Raw genomic sequence first — 19,033 nt, 5'->3', positions numbered from 1 at the left:
CTGTGATGTTCCTGCTTATGCTATTCTAACATAGTAAGAATGGTAACAGTTTGTGAATTTTTACAAAATGAAAGCGTTTTATTTGTCTTTTTTAAACAAACAATGAGATTTTTCAACAATTGGAAGAAGGTGTTTTACATAGATGAGCGGCGAAAATAGGCAGAAGTTTTATCGTCCATTTGATTCATTAGAGGAGTTTGTTGATGCAATTAGCGAACGGTTTCAATGTCCTGTGACCATTGAAGATGCGAATCATCACCTCCTAGCCTATAGTTCTCATGATGAGGGGACGGATGCGGCTAGGATCTCAACGATCATTGGCCGGCGTGTTCCGGAGCGAGTGATTCATCGTTTCTGGAAAGAAGGTGTCATCCCCACTCTTAATCAAAGTGATGAACCACTTGTCATTCCTGAAATCGGTGATATCGGTCTAGGAAACCGAGTGGCTATTTCCATTCGTTCCAACCAAGAGGTACTCGGCTATATTTGGGTATCAGAAGTGGGATGTACATTAAATGAACAAGACCTTGCTGATTTAAAGCTAATAGCGAGCAAAGCGAAGAACCAACTGCTTCAACTAAATCTTCAAAAGAAGAAAAAAGAAAAAAATCACCAAGAACTGCTTTGGCAAATCATTACCGGAGATATAGAGAGCCATCAAATGATTGCAGATCAACTTTCAAATATCGGGCTACACGGAAATAAGCCTTTAGGAATCATCATAGTTACCTTTGAGTCTATGAATCAAGAGTTATATAAGAAGGTAGTTTATACGGCGAAAACGATTCAAAAAGTGACGATTCTCATCGAGACACTTGATGAAAATCAACTCATCTTGCTTATTTCGCCTTCTTCACCAAAAAAGGAAGTGAGCGATGTAACAGATTTTATTGATACCTTTAAGGCTCAAGTAAAAGAGCGATTCGGAATTGCCAATCTCCAGTCAGGGTGCGGATATATCTATGAAAATTATAACTATATTAAGAGAAGTTACGATGAGGCGGCCAAAGTGATTGCATTTAAACGAGCGTTTCCAGAAGAGCTCCCACATGTGAGGTTTTACCATGAACTAGGTGTGTTCCGTTATATTGATCTATTGAAAAAAACAGAGGAAATTCGCGACTATCCTGTGAGTCCAGTGATTCAAAAGCTTCAAAGCTATGACGAAGACAATCGAACGAATTTGCTAGAAACATTAGAAGTGATCTTAAATAAAGATGGCAATATGAATGAAGCAGCCAAAGCACTTCATTGCCATGTTAACACGTTAACGTACCGTCTAAAAAGAATACAAGAAATTACATCGATTCAATTAAAAGATCCTGTACAAAAGTTTGGTCTTTATTTAGATATAAAGCTTTTCAAGTGCGAATAGCGGTTAGCTAAGACGATTTGTCAAAATCAACAAATGAACGCTTTCATGTTTTGGTATTGCCCACAATGCGCTCTTCTCCTCTACGATTTATACTAGCGATATAGAAACTAAATCCCTTTGAGGAGGACGACAGAATGATTATTGGTATTCCAAAGGAAATTAAAAATAACGAAAATCGTGTAGCGATCACGCCAGCTGGTGTGGTTGCACTTACAAAGAGCGGGCATGAAATTTTAATAGAAAAAAGCGCAGGAATTGGCAGTGGCTTTGAAGATGCTGATTATACAGCTGCTGGTGCGACGATGATTGATGAAGCACAAGATGTGTGGGCGAAAGCCGACATGGTTATGAAAGTAAAAGAACCATTAAGCTCAGAGTACGGCTATTTCCGCAAAGGTCTGATTTTATTCACATACTTACACTTAGCTGCCGAGCCAAAATTGGCGCAAGCGCTTGTTGACAGTGGCGTTATTGCGATTGCGTATGAAACGGTCGAAGTGAACCGCACTCTACCATTGCTCACTCCAATGAGTGAAGTAGCTGGTCGTATGGCAGCGCAAGTAGGGGCTCAATTCCTAGAGAAACCTAAAGGTGGAAAAGGCATTCTTTTATCAGGCGTACCTGGAGTAAAACGTGGAAAAGTAACGATTATCGGTGGCGGTGTTGTTGGAACGAATGCAGCTAAAATTGCGATTGGACTTGGTGCGGATGTAACGATCATCGACTTAAGTGCAGATCGTCTTCGTCAACTTGACGATCAGTTCGGAAATGACATTCAAACATTAATGTCGAACCCACTAAACATTGCAGAAGCAGTGAAAGAATCGGATCTTGTGATCGGTGCGGTCCTTATTCCAGGGGCAAAAGCGCCTAAGCTTGTAACGGAGGAAATGATTAAATCGATGGCACCAGGTGCTGTTGTGGTTGATGTAGCTGTTGACCAAGGCGGAATCATTGAAACAGCAGATGAAATCACGACTCATGATAACCCAACCTACACAAAGCATGGTGTTGTTCATTATGCTGTAGCGAATATGCCAGGTGCTGTTCCGCGTACGTCAACGCTTGGGTTAACAAACGTTACGATTCCTTATGCTTTGCAAATTGCAAACAAAGGGGTCGCGCAAGCAGTAGCAGAAAACCAAGCACTAGCACTTGGAGTGAACGTAGCAAACGGGCATGTCACGTACAACGCTGTTGCTCGTGACCTTGGGTATGAGCTTGTCTCTGTTGAGGATGCGCTTTTCAGTAGCGAAACAGTTTTAGCATAATAAAAAGTTCATGTAGGCCCTCTCTAATTTTTGTTGGAGAGGGTCTGTTATTCAGACAGTGAGGAGTTCCACGACATGAAATGGAGCAGCTATCGAAAGACATTTGCCGAGGTCTCATTGGAGGCGATCGAAAAAAACGCAGCGACTTTTAAAAACTGGTTACATCCACCAAATTGCCAGCTGATGGCGGTCGTCAAAGGAGACGGCTATGGCCATGGGGCGACCGAAGTAGCGAAGGCAGCCTTACGCGGCGGTGCTACGTACTTAGGTGTCGCGATTTTAGATGAAGCATTAGAGCTTAGGAACGCAGGGATAGACGCACCCATTCTTGTTTTAGGCTACACGGCACCAGACGCGCTGAAAGAAGCGATCAGAAATAATATTTTAATTACAGTCTTCTCATCTGACGTACGTGATGCGTTAATCGAGCTTGCTAACATAGAGCAAAAGTCTATTAGCGTTCATATAAAAGTGGAAACAGGCATGGGACGAGTCGGTGTTCAAACGACGGGGGAATTGCTCGATCTCGCTTTACCGCTTTTTTGTCATAAAAATATTGAGATCGAAGGGGTATTTACTCACTTTGCTGAAGCGGACAACCTTTCCTCAACCTATACGGATCAACAATTTGATCGGTTCACTTCCTTTATTCGGACACTAGAAGATGAGGGAGTATCGATCCGACTAAAACATTGCTGTAATAGCGCCGGCACTCTATTACATAAAGATAAACACCTTGACATGGTTCGAGTTGGCATAAGTTTGTACGGGTTAAAACCGGATCCGTCCCTACAAATGCCGATCACACTAAAGCAAGCGATGCGACTTTTTTCTAGTATTGTGTCAGTACGAGAGCTGGGTGAAGGACAGTTTATTAGTTATGGCCGTACTCATAAATTGCCAACCCAACGTACCATTGCTACTCTGCCTATAGGCTACGCTGATGGATTGTCGCGAGCTTTGTCTAATAAAGGCTTTGCTTTAGTGAAGGGGGAAAAAGCTCCGATTATCGGGCGAGTTTGTATGGATCAAACGATGATTGATGTAACCGATCATGCTGATGTCCAGGTGGGGGAACGTGTTGAATTTCTAATTGATGATATGGCTGAAATAGTGGGAACGATCAATTATGAAGTAGTTTGTTCGATTAGTAAACGCGTGCCAAGGTATTATGAAAAGCTCTTAGTGCATAACTAAGGGTTTTTTGTTGTTGTTAATTTATTAATTAGATTTTATTATAAAGAAAAAGGTAGGAGGTATGTGCTATTGATGATGAAACAACGCTCTGAATCGTTAGAACTATTGATGCTAAGGTCATTATACGCTCGTATGGATTTAGGGGCTCAAACTGAACAGTACTATATGAACCTTGAAAAAGGCTACGAAGGTGAGTTGATTTTTGATGAGTGGATGAAGCCCCTTTTTGATGGCGGGAGGATTTTTTTAAATGATTTGTTACTTGAATGTAACAACACGCTTTTCCAGATTGATTCCTTCATGCTAACCTCCACTACTTTGTACCTCTTTGAAATTAAAAATTACGAAGGCGACTTTATTATTGAAGAAGAAAGATGGTATTCAGCCGCCAAAAAAGAAATGAAAAACCCCCTCCTTCAGTTAAGAAGAAACGAATCGCTACTGAGGCAACTGCTTCAGGAACATCGAATAACCTATCCTATTGAATCATACCTAGTCTTTGTCCATCCCGAATTTACTTTGTATCAAGCACCCCTTAATTTACCCATTATTCATCCAAATCAGCTTAAACGCTTCATTACGAAGCTAAACAAAAAGCCAACAAAATTAAAAGACACCCATTCCAAATTAGCGGAAAAACTATTATCTCTTCATCTCCCGGAATCACCTTACACCCGGCTCCCCGAGTACAACTATGCTTCCTTACAAAAAGGAATCCCATGCCCACATTGTCAAACTTTCTATACCTCTTTTGCCAGCCGAAAAACATTTCTATGTACCAGTTGTGGTTGGACAGAGAACATTATTGCAGCAGTATTACGAAATATAGAAGAATTTACAAGACTGTTCCCGGATAAAAAAATAACGACAGAAACTATTTATGATTGGTGTAATGAAATTTGTTCTAAAAAAGTAATTTGGACGGTTCTATCAAAAAACTACAAGTATATGGGACATGGTAGATCGGCTTATTATGTTAATCATGATTGAGTAGGAGCCTGGACGTATGATTCCTGAAATTGAGCTAGCGGTGGATCTCGGGAAACGGAGAGGGCGTATGATTCCTGAAAACGAGGTTGCTGTGAATTTCGGGAAACGGAGAGGAGGTATGATTCCCGAAACTGAGCATGTGGTGGATTTCGGGAAACGGAGAGGAGGTATGATTCCTGAAAACGAGGTTGCTGTGAATTTCGGGAAACGGAGAGGAGGTATGATTCCCGAAACTGAGCATGTGGTGGATTTCGGGAAACGGAGAGGAGGTATGATTCCTGAAAACGAGCATGTGGTGGATTTCGGGAAACGGAGAGGAGGTATGATTCCTGAAATGGAGCTAGTAGTGGATTTCGGGAAACGGAGGGGACGTAAGATTCCTGAAATGGAGCTAGTAGTGGATTTCGGGAAACAAAGGAGACGTACGATTTCTGAGTTCCCGCTTGTGCTGTATATACCAACCATATATTGCATTTTACTTGTTTCAGAGACAAGAATATAATGAACTGTAGCTTAAAATAAGAGTAGTTTACTCATCGTAAATAACTATTGTGGGATAATTCTGGGTCGGAGTAGAGGTAGCGTGATGGAAAAAGAAGCAATCATATTCTTACATGGAATGATAGGAAATCAACATGCTTTCAAAAGGGAAATAGATAGGTTGGAGGAGCAGTATCATTGTATCGCGTATGACTATTATGATCCTGCTGATCTAGAGTCTAAAGAGCCGTTGGTTTTGGATTTTTTCATTGAACAGCTTTATCGGCAATTCAGGAAAGCAAACATTGAAAAAGCTCATTTATGTTCCTTGAGCTACGGCTGTATCGTGGCCGCTGCTTTTACGGAGAGATATCCTGATATGGTCATTAGTTTGACGTTTGTTGGGGGCTATTGTTGTCAGGCTCCTTCGCAATTTTATACGAATGTAGTAACGTTGTTGGAAGAAAAATCACTTTTCGAATATAATGTTTGGGTGAAGCGATGCGCGCGCTTGCTGAATCCGAATAAAGAGCATATTCCGGAAGACTCGGAATCTATTTTTATAAAATATACGTTACAGTTAGATCCAGTGCTTTTTGAAACAGCGTTACGCGTTCACTTAGATTTTGATTCAAGAACGGTTTTGTCGAAAATCCGGGTACCGATTTTATGGGTTATGGGAGAATATGATGATTTGTATAAAGCAACTCTTCCAGATTTAAAGACATTGAACCCATATATTGAGTACGCGGAGATCATGGGTGCTGGACATGTTGCGCATGTTCATCAGCATGAGCAGTTTCTTTCTGTTTTTCATAAATATTTGCAAGGCATGTCGTTACAAGTGATTGCTTAAGATGGCGAGGTGGCCTTTCCTTTGCGCTGACGAAATATGGACCCATCGTTCTAAGTCAGTGTAGGGGATTTTTTTGTTTAATACGTTTATTAGGAGGTACCATTTTGTCTATCAAGAAAAAACTACCTTTGCTGTTTACCTCGTTGGTACTATGTGTATTAATTGCGAATAGTGTTCTGCATTATGAGCGGTCGAAGGCGAAATTACTAGATTTTAATGAAAGAGAAATTAACCTGATTACTCAAGAAGTTTCGTATCAGGTGGAAAACGCGAAAAATGGTGCCCTTTATGTCGAGGATATGTTAGCGAGGGAGTTGCGTACGGCGTCAATTGCTGCAAAATACGCCCTGCCTCCTAACTATGAAGATGTGACAAATGAACAGCTTGTCCAGCTGGCTGACGAGCTGATGGTCTCTCATATTACGTTATTAGCGGAGACAGAAGATGATATTATTGGTGTAAAATCGTCTGATCTTCATGAGATTGATATGTCTACGAATCAGTGGGAATTTTGGTATGAGGCTTTTCAGCAATTGTTCTTGGTGACGCCTGTTTCTGTGGAAGAGGGGCTAGCCCTAGAGAACTATTGGTCCGGTCCAACGGAGGTAGCTTCGAGCAATCCGGATCATACGGATAAATGGGGTTATTTTCATGATGGAACTACGAATTATATAATTAATCCTTATTTTAGGGACGAGCAAGTTTTAGAATATGAGAAGTTGTTTGGTCCGGCCAATATTATGGAACGTTTCACAGATAAATTAGATGGTGTTCTTGAGTTAACGGTTTTTAATCCGGAAAATTTTGGCCAAGAAACGATTGTACGGAATTTTAGTGGAGGGAATTTTATTCGAATAGCGGATCAGCCGATCTGGTATGGAACGTACGAATTTGAAAATCAAGATGCCGATGTGGCGATGGTGGAGCAGGCGGTAAAAACAGGACAACCTCAAAATTATACGGATGAGATGAATGGAAAACTTGTTGCTAAAACGTTTGTTCCGATTGATACAGATTCGCAAGATCCGTATGTGATTGGGATTTCGTACGATTATGGTTTGATTCAGGCAGAACTTCGAGACGAGCTGATGCAGCACATTCTACTTTCGATTCCGTTTATTGTTCTTGTGTTAGTGACGAGCACAATCTTCTCGCGTTCGATTACGAGGCCGATTGGCTATATTGACGAAAAGGTTAATGACATTGCACAAGGGAACTTTGGGGGAGAAGTGATTTTGAAGCGGAAAGATGAACTAGGACATCTTTCGCAAAATGTAAATGCATTATCCAAGTCGTTGCAAAGCTATATTACAGATTTGAAAAAAAGCCAGGAAGTGATTCAGTTTCAAGCGGACCATGATCCGCTAACAGGGCTCTATAACATAAGGTATTTTCAAGAAGAATTAACAGAGCGTATGGATCAAGCGAAACAAACGGGAGAGATGCTCGCTGTTTTGTTTATTGATATTGATCGGTTTAAAGATGTAAACGATACGTTAGGTCATGCGAAAGGCGATCAGTTAATTCAACTCATTTCAGAGCGGATTAAGAGCTGTCTACCGAGTGAGAGCAGTATTCTGACGAGACAAGGTGGAGATGAGTTTGTTATATTATGTAGCGGCCTTGATGAAGAAAAAGTTATAGAAAAAGCGAATAGATTGGTCGCTTCGATCAACCAGCCGTATGTGATCGGCGAGCATGAAGTTTTTGTTAGTGCTAGTTGTGGTATAAGTTTGTATCCAGACCATACAGATCAGGTGGACACGCTCATGGTGTATGCAGATCGTGCGATGTATGCCGCGAAAAAACTAGACGGAAATCAGGCTGTTATTTATGATGAAGAAATTAGTATAGAAAAAAATAGAAAGCTTCGGATTGAAGCAAGGCTCAGAAAGGCGATTAAAGAAGAGTTGGTTGAGGTGTTTTATCAGCCGAAAATCGATGCCCGGACGAATCAGCTTACAGGAGTGGAAGCTCTCCTAAGGTGGACGGATGAGGAGCTAGGGTTTGTTTCGCCGGATGTGTTTATTGGTGTCGCAGAGGAAACAGGATTAATTCATCCGTTATGGGAAATAGCGATGAAGAAAGCCTGTTTTCAAGTTGCAAAGTGGAATAAACAACGAGAAGAGCCTCTAAGTTTAGCAGTGAATTTTTCCGCTAAACAATTTCAAGATCCTTGTTCTTTGGTCAAGCAGGTGAAAGACATTCTAGCAAAATATCAATTAGCACCGAACTATTTTGAAGTTGAAATAACGGAGAGTACGTTGCTTTTTAATACGAAGGAAACGATTAGAGCGCTCGAGAATTTGCAAGAGCTTGGGATTTCTATATCGATTGATGATTTTGGAAAGGGCTACTCGTCATTAAGCTACTTGAAGTCGTTGCCGATTAATTGCTTGAAAATTGACCGATCCTTTATTCAGGATATCAATGAGGATCAAAGCAATTCTGAAATTGCCGAGGCGGTTATGAGTCTAGCGCGGACTTTGCACCTAGATGTGATAGCTGAAGGTGTAGAAAAAGAGTACCAAAAAGAGCTTCTGATGAAGAATCAATGTTATTATATGCAGGGGTATTTATTTAGTAAGCCTGTTAGCGCAGAAGAGTTTGAGCAATGGTGGGGCGGGGGAACAGATTCGTCGTCGTTAAGCGGGGTCTAGTCTTTAGCTTTGTCTTGTTGAAACGGATTGTGCATGTAAGGTAAGAAAGGTTCGCTATGCTATGTTACTAGAGTTCGTTTTTGTGTTTTTAATCCTGTTATTTGGGAGTTTTATTCAAGGAGTTAGTGGGTTTGGGTTCGGTCTTTTGGCTATGGGCTTTCTGCCATTACTGTTTACGGTAAAAGAAAGCACGCTTCTTGTGGTCTCGCTCGCTTTTGTGTTATCGGTGAGTATCGCCGCGCAATTGTATAAGCATATTCAGTGGCGTTCGCTGATTGTGATCTTGTCTGCTGCGTTAGTAGGGCGAGTTGGTGGATTTTTTGTATTGAATTCGTACGGAGAAGAGGACATTTTAAAGGTGTTTCTCGGAATATTTTTAATGGGTGTTGTCATGTATTTGTTTTGTAGCAAGCCGCCGAAACCGGATGCTGCAAAGGTAAATGGAACATGGCTGCCGATTGCACTTGGATTTTGCGGAGGGCTGGTAGGTGGTGTTTTTGCTGTAGGGGGGCCGTTCTTTGTGTTTTACTTTCTTTTGGTCTTTCACAGCAATAAGTATGCGTATAGTGCCAATCTTCAAGTAACGTTTGTGATGACAGCTATGATCACGATTGTGATGCATGGGGTTAATGGTGACTTTTCGTGGGAGTTTTTCGGTTATTTCTTGGTCGGGCTTGTGAGTGTCCTTATCGGTTCGCGAATAGGGGTGCACTTTTTTGCGAAGCTGTCACAAGCAAATATTAAGAAGATCGCTGCGGTTGTTGTGGCGATAGCGGCTGTGAATTTGGTGTTATAAAGGTGCCTGTCACCACCCGAGATTTGTCGAGCCCAGTTTGTTGTGGATAGGTACGATTTTGTGATACGAAAAAATATCGGTTTTCTCCACCATTAGTGGATAATTGTGAGGTTATCCAGCCTTTTTTCCACATAATAAAGGTATCCACAGCTTGAGTTCGAGTTTTTACGATTGAAAAGATGAGATATTCACATAAATATGGCGACCGGGTGTTTGCGCACTCGGTTTTTTTAGTATAAATTTATATTAATAAAGGGGCAGGAAAGTGTAATCATGATTGATCATTCATTTTATTGTCTATGATGAAACTATAACCCTATTAAAAGGAGATTGGATATGAGTGTAACAATCCTACGAAACGATCCTTGTCTTTGTGGAAGTGGAAAGAAGTATAAAAAGTGTTGTATGAATAAGGAGAATGTTGTTCAAATTCAGCAGGCAAAGGAAGAACGCTTTTCACAGAAAAAACATCAATTAACCGAAAAGGTAAGAATGTTTATTGATTCAAAATTAACGTATAAACAAGATCAAAACCTTTTTACTGAATTCAGAAATCGCACCGATCGCACCATTAATGAGCATGTTGAGCGGATGTTTTTTGAGTTTTGGCTTTATTTCTTCCACCGATATGAAAATGGTTTGCGCGGGATTGAATGGTTTGCAAAAGAGAGAGCTTCTAGGTTATCAGGAGCAGAGAGGGAGCTTGTAAAAAAATGGGCAAGCTTACAGCCAAAGCTTGTTGAAGCGGTGGAGAAAAGACAGTCAAGCATTGTGTTTAGAGATGTTTTGACAAATGAAGCGCTGGCAGTACCTTTTCCATCAGAACAGCTGCGTACATTCGCTCCATGGTATGGGACGTTTGCGTTAATCGAGCCATTGGGTGATCAGTATTTCTTTCATGGTGTCAATGTCATGATTGCACCAGATGGAATCGAGCGTGCCAAAAGAAAGATAGAAAAATTGCAAGCTGAGAGCGAAAACAAGGATTCATTCTTATACGATTACTATCCTGAAATATTGGCAACTTCTATTCGGAACCTAGAAAAAGAAGAGCATACAACGAAAGAAATTTCTGTCTATAAAATCCACGCTGATCTATTAGATGAGAGAAAGGTGGGAACCTTTTTTTACGAACTAGAGGAGTTGGCAATTAATGAATGGACTGAGACGAAGAAGGAAGCAGCTTGGCTTAAAAACTGGAAACTCTATCAAGATAGTGAAGTCAAAGGAGACGTTGTTCTGGCTGATGTCTTTGGCAACCTTGAAATAGAGGATGAGTATGCAACGTTCACGTGCTATAGCGAGGAAGCTAGGGATGCGTTTTTAGAAAAGTTAGGGGAAGTACACCTCTATGTTGCCAATGTGACAGAGGAAAGAGAGTCAGTAACGATTCCGTTTAATGCTGAGATACAAAATGCAATGGTTCAATTGAGTGAGCAAGTTCCACGATATGTTTCCGTTTATGCGCAAATGGTTGGACTTATTGATATTCATGATAAAATACCAAAATATGATCATCTCTCTTTACAGGAGTTAGTTGAACAAAAACGTGCAGATGAAGCAGATTTATGGTTGAAACAAATGGAGTATCGCACGTATTTGATGATTCAGGAAGACTTTGGGGAGGTTGAGTTTACCGCTGATTATAATTCGTTTAGGAAAAAACTTGGACTGCCACTTTCTCCCTTTGTTACGGGAGGAGCATTACGAAAATCAACTGTTCAAGAAACTAAACCGAAAAATCCGAAGCCAAAGTTTGTTACTGATGAAGAAGCGATTTTGTTTGAGAGCTTAGGGTTTACTCCTCAAACGTTTCAGACGTTTTATACGGAAGACGCTGTTACCTTTTTCAATGAAAAGACGAATGGAAAAGGGGAAAATACGGTTAGGAAATATCGCAACAGCCTCTTTGATATCCGCGAAATGCTAGAGAAATCTGCTTTCGAGAGCTGGGCTGAAGTGGATGACGAGTTTTGGGAGAAAGTAATTGTCTATGATTTCTTTGAGATCAACGGGCCTGCTAGTAAATCTCATATTAAAGAGTTTTTATCGACGATCAAGGTGTTTACCAAGTGGCTTGAGAAAAGGAAGAAAACAAAGGTCGCTAAAGAAGTGGCGGAATTTATTTCTAAGGTTGAGCGAGAATTACTTGATGGGGCTGAGTTAGTGGCGCATTTCACACCATTTCACCGCAGCAGAAGTGACGTAAATGATGTTATGGCTGACCTCTCAAAAGTTCTCCGGAAAAAAGATAGAGATTACAATGAGGTTATTGAAGGAAGATTTCAAGTTACGAAAAAGAATAAAAACAGCATCGAGTTAAAAGATGTAGGAGGCGAACTTGATCCATTTACTGCCAGGGTGTCATCAAGATTCATCCCCTTAATTCATGAAGGCATGTTCTTGGATATAGAAATTGAACAGAAGAATAAGACGGAGTTTGAAGTAGTTGATATTTATCAAGTGTATTCGAAGGAAGCGGAATGGTTGATGTAGGTGGTGCCTTGGGGGTGCCTGTCACCACCCGGTTTTTGTCGAAAAGAACCCCTCTCTTTATTGTAAGGAAGGGTTCCTTTATATAGCTTATGGAAGATCAAGGAGTTGATCTCTCAGTTCATTGAGCTCAATGATAAGGTCTGTTGCGGGAGAGGTTAGAGGAGTGAGGTCCTCCTTATAAACGTATTCTCCCTGATCTAATGCTTCTTTCATATAATTTTGTAAGTCGACGTATAAATTGCGTGATTTTTCTATTGTGCTTTCGATTTTGGAGATGATGGTTTGGTCTGCTGAATCAAATTGACTCGTATCATAAGGAACATAATTGTTATGTGCCACCTCAGTTGCTGCAACATGCTCTTCAATCTGTTGTAAGGCACTTTCTCTAGTAATGTTTCCGTCTGAATAAGCGTACAAGATAGTGGCTGAGACTGTCATCCGTCTATCCAAATCGCCAATGATATGATAGACATAGTTTATATAATTCTCAGATTCAGACAACTCTTGTATGGGAGATTCTTGTTGATTGGTCGTACTTGTGTAAGATTGGTAGCTGTGATAGACGGCGTACCATATTCCGATAGAAGTACATAAAAAGACAACGATTAATAGCTTTTTGATCATGTTTTGTGCTCCGCTCTTGGTGGATTTTGATGTTGTTTGATTGTAGTATACATCAGCGGGGGTGCCTGTCACCACCCGGTTTTTGTCGAACGTTGTGAATGCACTAGAAAAAAAGACAGAATCGTTATGATAACGGTTCTGTCTTTTCCTTTAACGTAATTGAATTGTAAGTCCTGGATCTTCATAGTCGAACATGTTCTCTATATGTAAATCTATTTTATGATCGTTGTCTTTCAACTTTTCTGGTACTTCAAAATAGAGATACATATCGATTTCTTCGCCTAAGGCTAATTCATAATCAAATGCAAAGTCACTGGCATTGTTGATTAAGTATAGAAACCCTGGGTAGAACTCATAAAAGTCATCTTCTACTAGAGTAAAACGGATAGGGACGTCAAAAAGCATATCTAGATTTTCATTAGAGAGGTTAGTTGTGGTCATCTCTACTACATAGTAGAGAATATTGTCATCAGGTTCTATGTTGAAAATCGTTGGGTAGTCTCGATCGTAATTGGGTGGTTCAATGTTATCTGTGAAGTACGAATCTCCTATTTGATACTGAAGCAATTCCTCTACTGTTACCGTGCTATTCTCGACTTGGATATCGTAAATGGGATAGTCTATGTCGGCATAAGGGTCGATTTCGTCAAAAGCTTCGACCGCCTCGATAACCTCGTATTCTTCGGCATACTCTTCATCTTCAAAGATGGCAGCAATAACACCAATGATGAATAAGAACGCCATAATCCCAACAACGGTGTAAATGCCACCTTGAAAGAAACGATTTCGCTTTTTAGGTTTCTTATAATCCTTAGCTTTTCTAATGGAAGCGTAGTGGGTGATGAGTGAAACGAGTGTACTCGAAACGGATTGATTGATTTTTTGAAAAACAACGGATTCTTGGAAGGAACCATTATATTCAAAGGTTAGCTTGGAATACGTCGATGTATCAAATAGGGAGGAAACTTGAGATATCGCGTAGTACTCGTAATATTGTAAGAAGTCTAATCCCGTTTCGCCTTTTGCTTCATCATAAGAGAAAAAGAGAACTCGGTAGTTTGTGAAAACTAGCAAACCTTCGAAAGTTTGGTTTTCATCCTTATAAAAGTACTCAGCTCGAACGATCCCTTGAATTTCTTCCCCTTCCATATCTAAAAAGGATAGACAAACAACGGCCTCGTGATCGGTTAATATAATACTTCCGTTCGTTATGTACTTTACTGTGTTTCTCATGTTGTCGATTTCCCAGGTTGATACAGTCGTCATGAATGATCCCTCCATTATGCGGTGATGCGATGTTCGTATTCGTGAACGTGAGCAAGTCATTTCATATCATACAACATTTTCCATTTCGGAGGATGAGGAGAAAATACTGGGTGGAAAGTTCCGGTTCTGGTGCCTGTCACCACCCGAAGTTTGTCGGTTATTGTCGCTGTTTCGAGTTGCAAAAACAGGTCGAAAATAGTGATCCTTTCCTCCGATCGGGAATATCCTGTAAAAAGGGGGAGAGGATTTATGATTCTTCTTAAAAAAGTGCAAGCTTGGTTCGTAAAACAAATGAATACAAATGAGCTAACGTACTATGATGTCATGCATTTTAAAGCAATTGGATACAAGGAAATGTATAAGAAGAGCTTTCCTCGTCAACATCGTTACTAAAAAAACCTCCAATCATGTACGTTGTTACCGCATACATGATTGGAGGGTGTTTTTTTTATTTGCTTTTCGTGCGCTGGATGACTTTAGTTCGATCAAAGTCCACTAGGGAAGATTCAGAGGTTACGAATGAGTACTCCTCATGTTTTTGTTTTCCTGATAATTTATGTTTGATATTCATTTTTTCTAGAGGTTCCGATTTTTCTTCTACTAAAGAGGTCTTTTTCATTCCCGAAAGCCAAGTCTCGAGCTTGTATGTTCCCCGATCGGTGATGTGGCACAAGTCCTCAAACGTATCAACTAACTCAATTAAACAGTCTAATCCGCTACGTAACTCGGCAACCCCCGTCCCTTTTGCTTTATCAGAAGAATGCTCCATTTTATACATCGTCTCTTTATATCTAAATTCAATATAACAACTGTGACGATCCCAGTTGTAATCGAAATAGGCAACATTTAAACGTTTCATAATTCGAACAAGTCTTCGTTCACACATATCTTGTTCTTTAGTGTAAGATGTTTTGAAAATTTTGAACAATTTGAGCATACCAATCATCCTCCGTTTTTTATGATCTTTTCACCCATCGTTTGACATCCGTTTTTCCAATACCTTTCACTTCTACAAAATTAGCTAGTCCCCTTTATAAATCGTTCGACTTCTGGTGCCTGTCACCGCCCGGGTTTTGACGGTTTTTGTCGAAGGGGGATGATGTGGTTTGGCGGGAAATGGGGTAAAATCGGAGTAATAGATTGATCGAGATCAAGGGGGCGTATGGATGACCATGTATTTAACAGAACAGCTTGCTCAAGAAATTGTGAATCGGACCATGGCGATTCTTCCATATAACATTAATGTGATGGATGGGGAAGGAAGGATTATTGGTTCTGGGGATAGACAGCGTATTTCGACGAAGCATGAAGTGGCAAGTGAGGTATTAAGGAGAAAAGAGACTGTGGAGATTGGAAAGTTGGACACAGAACAGTGGAATGGGGTAAAAGAGGGAATCAATTTGCCGATTGTATTTCAAGGTGAGATTTTAGGCGTTGTTGGGATTACGGGAGCCCCTGACGAAACGAGAGGATATGGGGAATTGGTCAAGATGACGACTGAAATGATCATTGAGCAGGCTTTTTTACAAAAACAGTTACAACTAGATGAACGAATTAAAGAGGAGTTTGTACACCAATTGCTTAACGGCAGCGATCTTGAGGATAATTTGTTTTATGAAAAGGCAAAGTCACTACAGATCGATTTAGCTGTTCCGAGGGTTGTGATCATTGTAAAAGGCGGAGCTCTTGAGTTAGAGCACAATCGAAATTTGGAATTAATGATCAATGAGCTTCTTGAGAAGGAAGATCTAGCAGTCTCAACATTTACAGGAGAAATGGTCATTGTTAAAAAGGTGTATGAAAAAGATGGCCAGTGGGAGAAGGATCGCACTGTAAGCACGATTCGAATTTGGCTTCAGTCCTTACATAAAATCGATTCTACATTGAAACTAGCAGTTGGTGGTTATTACTCGAGTTTTCGTCAAATGTATCGTTCATATGAAGAGGCAAAAGACACATTACTAGTTGGGCAGAAGCTGGCGCCTGAACAACCTTTTTTCATGTTTGATGATTTTTCGATTTACGTATTAATGAATAAATTAGCGAGCGAAATCGATAATAACCCATTTTCCGAATTGGTCAATAAGTTGAGGGCAGAGGATGAATTAGGAGAACTTCAAAGGACGCTACAAGTATACATAAAAGAAAATGGCAAGGCGAGCAATACAGCAAATGAATTGTTTATCCATCGCAACTCTTTACAGTATCGGTTAGAAAAAATCAAAGAGATAACCGGAAAGGACCCTAGAAATTACAAGCAATTATTTGAGTTGTACCTGTCACTAGTGATCGATATGTTTGCTACTAGAGAAAAATGACTGTTCGAATGAACAGTATATCGTTATTGAATGCGCTTTATTTTAGTCATCTGACCAATGAAACATAAAAGTAAAACGCTTACAATGAGTATTACATTCAGTTCAACTAGGAGGGACAACAATGGATATTCAAGTAAGCGCTTTAGGCGCACTAGTAGGTTTAGTATTAGCAATTGTTCTTATATTTAGAAAAGTACCACCTGTCTACGCGTTAGTAGGAGGAGCTATGGTAGGTGGGTTAGTCGGCGGAGCGTCGGTTACGGAAACCGTTGACTTAATGATGGGCGGAGCACAAGGAATTATCCCAGCTGTTCTGCGGATTTTAGCAGCGGGTGTGCTTGCTGGGGTGTTAATTGAATCAGGAGCTGCTGCTTCCATAGCGGAAAGCATTGTTAAGAAAATAGGAGAAAGAAAAGCATTGTTCGCACTAGCGATCGCGACGATGATTTTAACAGCTGTCGGGGTGTTCGTTGATGTCGCGGTTATTACGGTTGCGCCGATTGCCTTAGCGATTGCAAGTCGTGCCAATTTATCAAAAACAGCGATTTTGCTCGCGATGATTGGTGGAGGTAAGGCAGGAAATATCATGTCACCGAACCCGAACTCGATTGCGGTGGCAGAAGCATTTGAAGTACCGTTAACGTCGGTCATGGCTGCGGGAATTATTCCGGGATTATGCGGACTTGTTGTGACATACGTGATTGCGAAAAGGTTAGCTCAAAAAGGGTCGATGGTTTCTCTTGATGAAATTACACAAACAAAAGAGCAAAAGTTGCCAGCTTTCGGGCTTGCGATTATTGCGCCACTTGTCACGATTGTGTTACTTGCTTTGCGTCCGTTATTCGATATTGTTATCGATCCGATGCTAGCTCTTCCAGCAGGTGGACTTGTCGGGGCATTAGTAATGGGGAAGATTACATCGATTAATAAGTATATTGTTTCTGGTTTAAATAAAATGTCAGGTGTAGCTGTTTTGCTTCTTGGAACAGGGACAATCGCTGGAATCATTTCGAATTCTGGACTAAGAAATGTGCTCATTGATGGCATTGATGTGCTTGGGTTGCCAACGTTTGTGTTAGCGCCTGTATCAGGTATTTTCATGTCAGCAGCAACAGCTTCAACTACGGCTGGTGCGGCTGTAGCAAGTAGTGTGTTTAGTGCAACGTTAATAGAATTAGGGGTAGCCGGTCTTGCGGGTGCAGCGATGATTCATGCTGGTTCCACTGTTTTGGATCACCTCCCACACGGAAGCTTTTTCCACGCGACAGCGGGAAGTGTACTAATGAACTTTCAAGAGCGTTTAAAGTTGATTCCATATGAGTCACTAGTTGGGTTAACGATTGCGATTGTCTCAACATTAATCTTTGGCGTGTTTAAGTTATTTTTATAGGGGAGGGAAAGAGCGTGAAAAAAATTGTGATTGCACCAGATTCGTTTAAGGAGAGTATGACCGCATTACAGGTTGCTAATGCGATTGAAGAGGGTATGAAAGAAGTTTTGCCTAACGTTGAGTATGTAAAAATTCCGATGGCTGACGGGGGAGAAGGAACGGTTCAATCGTTAGTCGATGCAACAGGCGGAACGGTGGAGTATACGACTGTTACCGGCCCATTAGGGGATAAGGTAGAAGCATTTTATGGACTATTTGGAGACGGGAAGACGGCTGTTATTGAAATGGCGGCAGCTTCGGGGCTAGAGCTTGTGCCGAGTCAAGAGCGCAACCCGATGGTGGCAACGACTTATGGAACCGGCGAACTGATTTCGATTGCGTTAGATCAAGGTGTGGAGCGAATTATTATCGGAATTGGTGGAAGTGCGACCAATGATGGTGGAGCTGGGATGATTCAGGCGTTAGGCGGGAGATTACTAGATGCAGAGGGTAATGCAATTCCGTTTGGCGGAGCAGGTCTTGCAAGGCTAGATCGAATCGATTTAACTCACCTTGATAAGCGTCTTGCTCATGTGACTGTGGATGTCGCGTGTGATGTGGATAATCCATTAACTGGTCCAAAAGGAGCATCTGCTATTTATGGTCCTCAAAAAGGAGCAACAAAAGAACAAATTGAGGTGCTAGACGCGAATTTGGCTCATTATGCACGTGTGATCAGTCGGGACGTAGGGAAAGACATTGAAGAGGTGCCAGGGTCAGGAGCGGCTGGTGGATTAGGAGCAGGACTGCTTGCCTTTTTACCAGCGGAGCTAAGACGTGGCGGAGACCTTGTGATTGAAGCAACTAAACTAGAAGAGGCGGTTCGGGATTCTGATTTGGTTATCACAGGAGAAGGGGGCATTAATCATCAAACGATTCACGGGAAAACCCCTATTTGTGTGGCGAAAACAGCGAAAAAATATGATGTACCAGTCATTGCGCTTGCAGGTAGTTTAACAGACGATTATTCCAATGTATATGATCACGGGATTGATGCGATCTTTAGTATTGTGCCGGGAGCTGTAACGTTGGAAGAAGCTCTTAAAACAGGTTATGAAAATACGAAAAATACAGCTCGGAATCTAGCAGCTGTGATGGCAGTGCGGTAGACGGTGCCGCCTTTGGCGGTGCCCTTTGGCGGTGCCTGTCACCACCCGGTTTTTGTCGAAAATCTTCCCTTAAAAAGGGGAGGTTTTTTTGTTTGTGGGGGTGCGTGTCACGCATGGGGAAATACGGGGTTGTTGTTCTTAAGTGAGCGATGGAGTATCGGAAGAG

16 protein-coding genes are annotated in these 19,033 nt (G+C 41.1%); 13 read left to right on the top strand and 3 right to left on the bottom strand.

Going from position 1 to position 19,033, the window contains the following annotated elements; all coding sequences use genetic code 11:
• The first annotated feature begins 142 nt into the window (after positions 1-142).
• From N0O92_RS01535 to N0O92_RS01495, 9 genes are all read left to right on the top strand, one after another.
• On the top strand, positions 143-1,375 hold the full coding sequence (locus tag N0O92_RS01535) for a PucR family transcriptional regulator (protein ID WP_315612839.1): 1,233 nt from the start codon (positions 143-145) through the stop codon (positions 1,373-1,375).
• A gap of 134 nt (positions 1,376-1,509) precedes the next feature.
• Positions 1,510-2,646: an alanine dehydrogenase gene (gene ald, locus N0O92_RS01530; RefSeq protein ID WP_315612838.1), complete on the top strand. Its 1,137-nt coding sequence runs from the start codon at positions 1,510-1,512 to the stop codon at positions 2,644-2,646.
• A gap of 75 nt (positions 2,647-2,721) precedes the next feature.
• A complete protein-coding gene (gene alr / locus N0O92_RS01525) occupies positions 2,722-3,843 on the top strand; it encodes an alanine racemase (protein WP_315612837.1) in 1,122 nt (373 codons plus the stop codon).
• 72 nt (positions 3,844-3,915) lie between these two features.
• Positions 3,916-4,833 (top strand): nuclease-related domain-containing protein, encoded by a 918-nt coding sequence (locus N0O92_RS01520; protein ID WP_315612901.1) that lies wholly within the window; start codon positions 3,916-3,918, stop codon positions 4,831-4,833.
• Positions 4,834-4,849: 16 nt separating this feature from the next.
• A complete protein-coding gene (locus tag N0O92_RS01515; RefSeq protein WP_315612836.1) occupies positions 4,850-5,335 on the top strand; it encodes a hypothetical protein in 486 nt (161 codons plus the stop codon).
• Between the two features lie 84 nt (positions 5,336-5,419).
• Entirely contained in the window at positions 5,420-6,169 is a 750-nt protein-coding gene (locus N0O92_RS01510) for an alpha/beta fold hydrolase (RefSeq protein ID WP_315612835.1), read from the top strand.
• 104 nt (positions 6,170-6,273) lie between these two features.
• Positions 6,274-8,829, top strand: a complete 2,556-nt coding sequence (locus tag N0O92_RS01505) for a putative bifunctional diguanylate cyclase/phosphodiesterase (RefSeq protein ID WP_315612834.1) — start codon at positions 6,274-6,276, stop codon at positions 8,827-8,829.
• A gap of 61 nt (positions 8,830-8,890) precedes the next feature.
• Positions 8,891-9,625: a sulfite exporter TauE/SafE family protein gene (locus tag N0O92_RS01500; RefSeq protein ID WP_315612833.1), complete on the top strand. Its 735-nt coding sequence runs from the start codon at positions 8,891-8,893 to the stop codon at positions 9,623-9,625.
• A gap of 336 nt (positions 9,626-9,961) precedes the next feature.
• Positions 9,962-12,121, top strand: coding sequence for an SEC-C domain-containing protein (locus tag N0O92_RS01495; RefSeq protein WP_315612832.1), 2,160 nt, complete (start codon positions 9,962-9,964; stop codon positions 12,119-12,121).
• An 87-nt stretch (positions 12,122-12,208) separates the two neighbouring features.
• On the opposite strand, the gene N0O92_RS01490 is transcribed toward N0O92_RS01495, so the two are convergent.
• On the bottom strand, positions 12,209-12,745 hold the full coding sequence (locus N0O92_RS01490; protein ID WP_315612831.1) for a hypothetical protein: 537 nt from the start codon (positions 12,743-12,745) through the stop codon (positions 12,209-12,211).
• Between the two features lie 150 nt (positions 12,746-12,895).
• A complete protein-coding gene (locus tag N0O92_RS01485; protein WP_315612830.1) occupies positions 12,896-14,011 on the bottom strand; it encodes a hypothetical protein in 1,116 nt (371 codons plus the stop codon).
• 249 nt (positions 14,012-14,260) lie between these two features.
• Between N0O92_RS01485 and N0O92_RS01480 the strand changes: the two genes are divergently transcribed.
• Entirely contained in the window at positions 14,261-14,404 is a 144-nt protein-coding gene (locus N0O92_RS01480) for a hypothetical protein (RefSeq protein WP_315612829.1), read from the top strand.
• Positions 14,405-14,459: 55 nt separating this feature from the next.
• Here the strand turns inward: N0O92_RS01480 and N0O92_RS01475 are convergent, their stop codons facing one another.
• Complete coding sequence (locus tag N0O92_RS01475) at positions 14,460-14,948, bottom strand: hypothetical protein (RefSeq protein ID WP_315612828.1); 489 nt, start codon at positions 14,946-14,948, stop codon at positions 14,460-14,462.
• 229 nt (positions 14,949-15,177) lie between these two features.
• Between N0O92_RS01475 and N0O92_RS01470 the strand changes: the two genes are divergently transcribed.
• The 3 genes from N0O92_RS01470 to N0O92_RS01460 all read left to right on the top strand — a co-directional run bounded on the left by N0O92_RS01470 (position 15,178) and on the right by N0O92_RS01460 (position 18,867).
• Positions 15,178-16,329, top strand: a complete 1,152-nt coding sequence (locus N0O92_RS01470; RefSeq protein WP_315612827.1) for a sugar diacid recognition domain-containing protein — start codon at positions 15,178-15,180, stop codon at positions 16,327-16,329.
• 121 nt (positions 16,330-16,450) lie between these two features.
• Positions 16,451-17,719 carry a GntP family permease gene (locus N0O92_RS01465; RefSeq protein ID WP_315612826.1) on the top strand — a complete coding sequence of 423 codons (1,269 nt, stop codon included), beginning with the start codon at positions 16,451-16,453 and terminating at the stop codon, positions 17,717-17,719.
• A gap of 56 nt (positions 17,720-17,775) precedes the next feature.
• A complete protein-coding gene (locus tag N0O92_RS01460) occupies positions 17,776-18,867 on the top strand; it encodes a glycerate kinase (protein WP_315612900.1) in 1,092 nt (363 codons plus the stop codon).
• The last annotated feature ends 166 nt before the right edge of the window (positions 18,868-19,033 follow it).

This window comes from Alkalihalobacillus sp. MEB130, from assembly GCF_032335535.1.
Classification (GTDB): Bacteria; Bacillota; Bacilli; order Bacillales; family Bacillaceae_D; genus Halalkalibacter.
The sequence above is the reverse complement of the archived record's forward strand: the minus strand, read 5'-3'. Positions and strand labels throughout refer to the sequence as shown.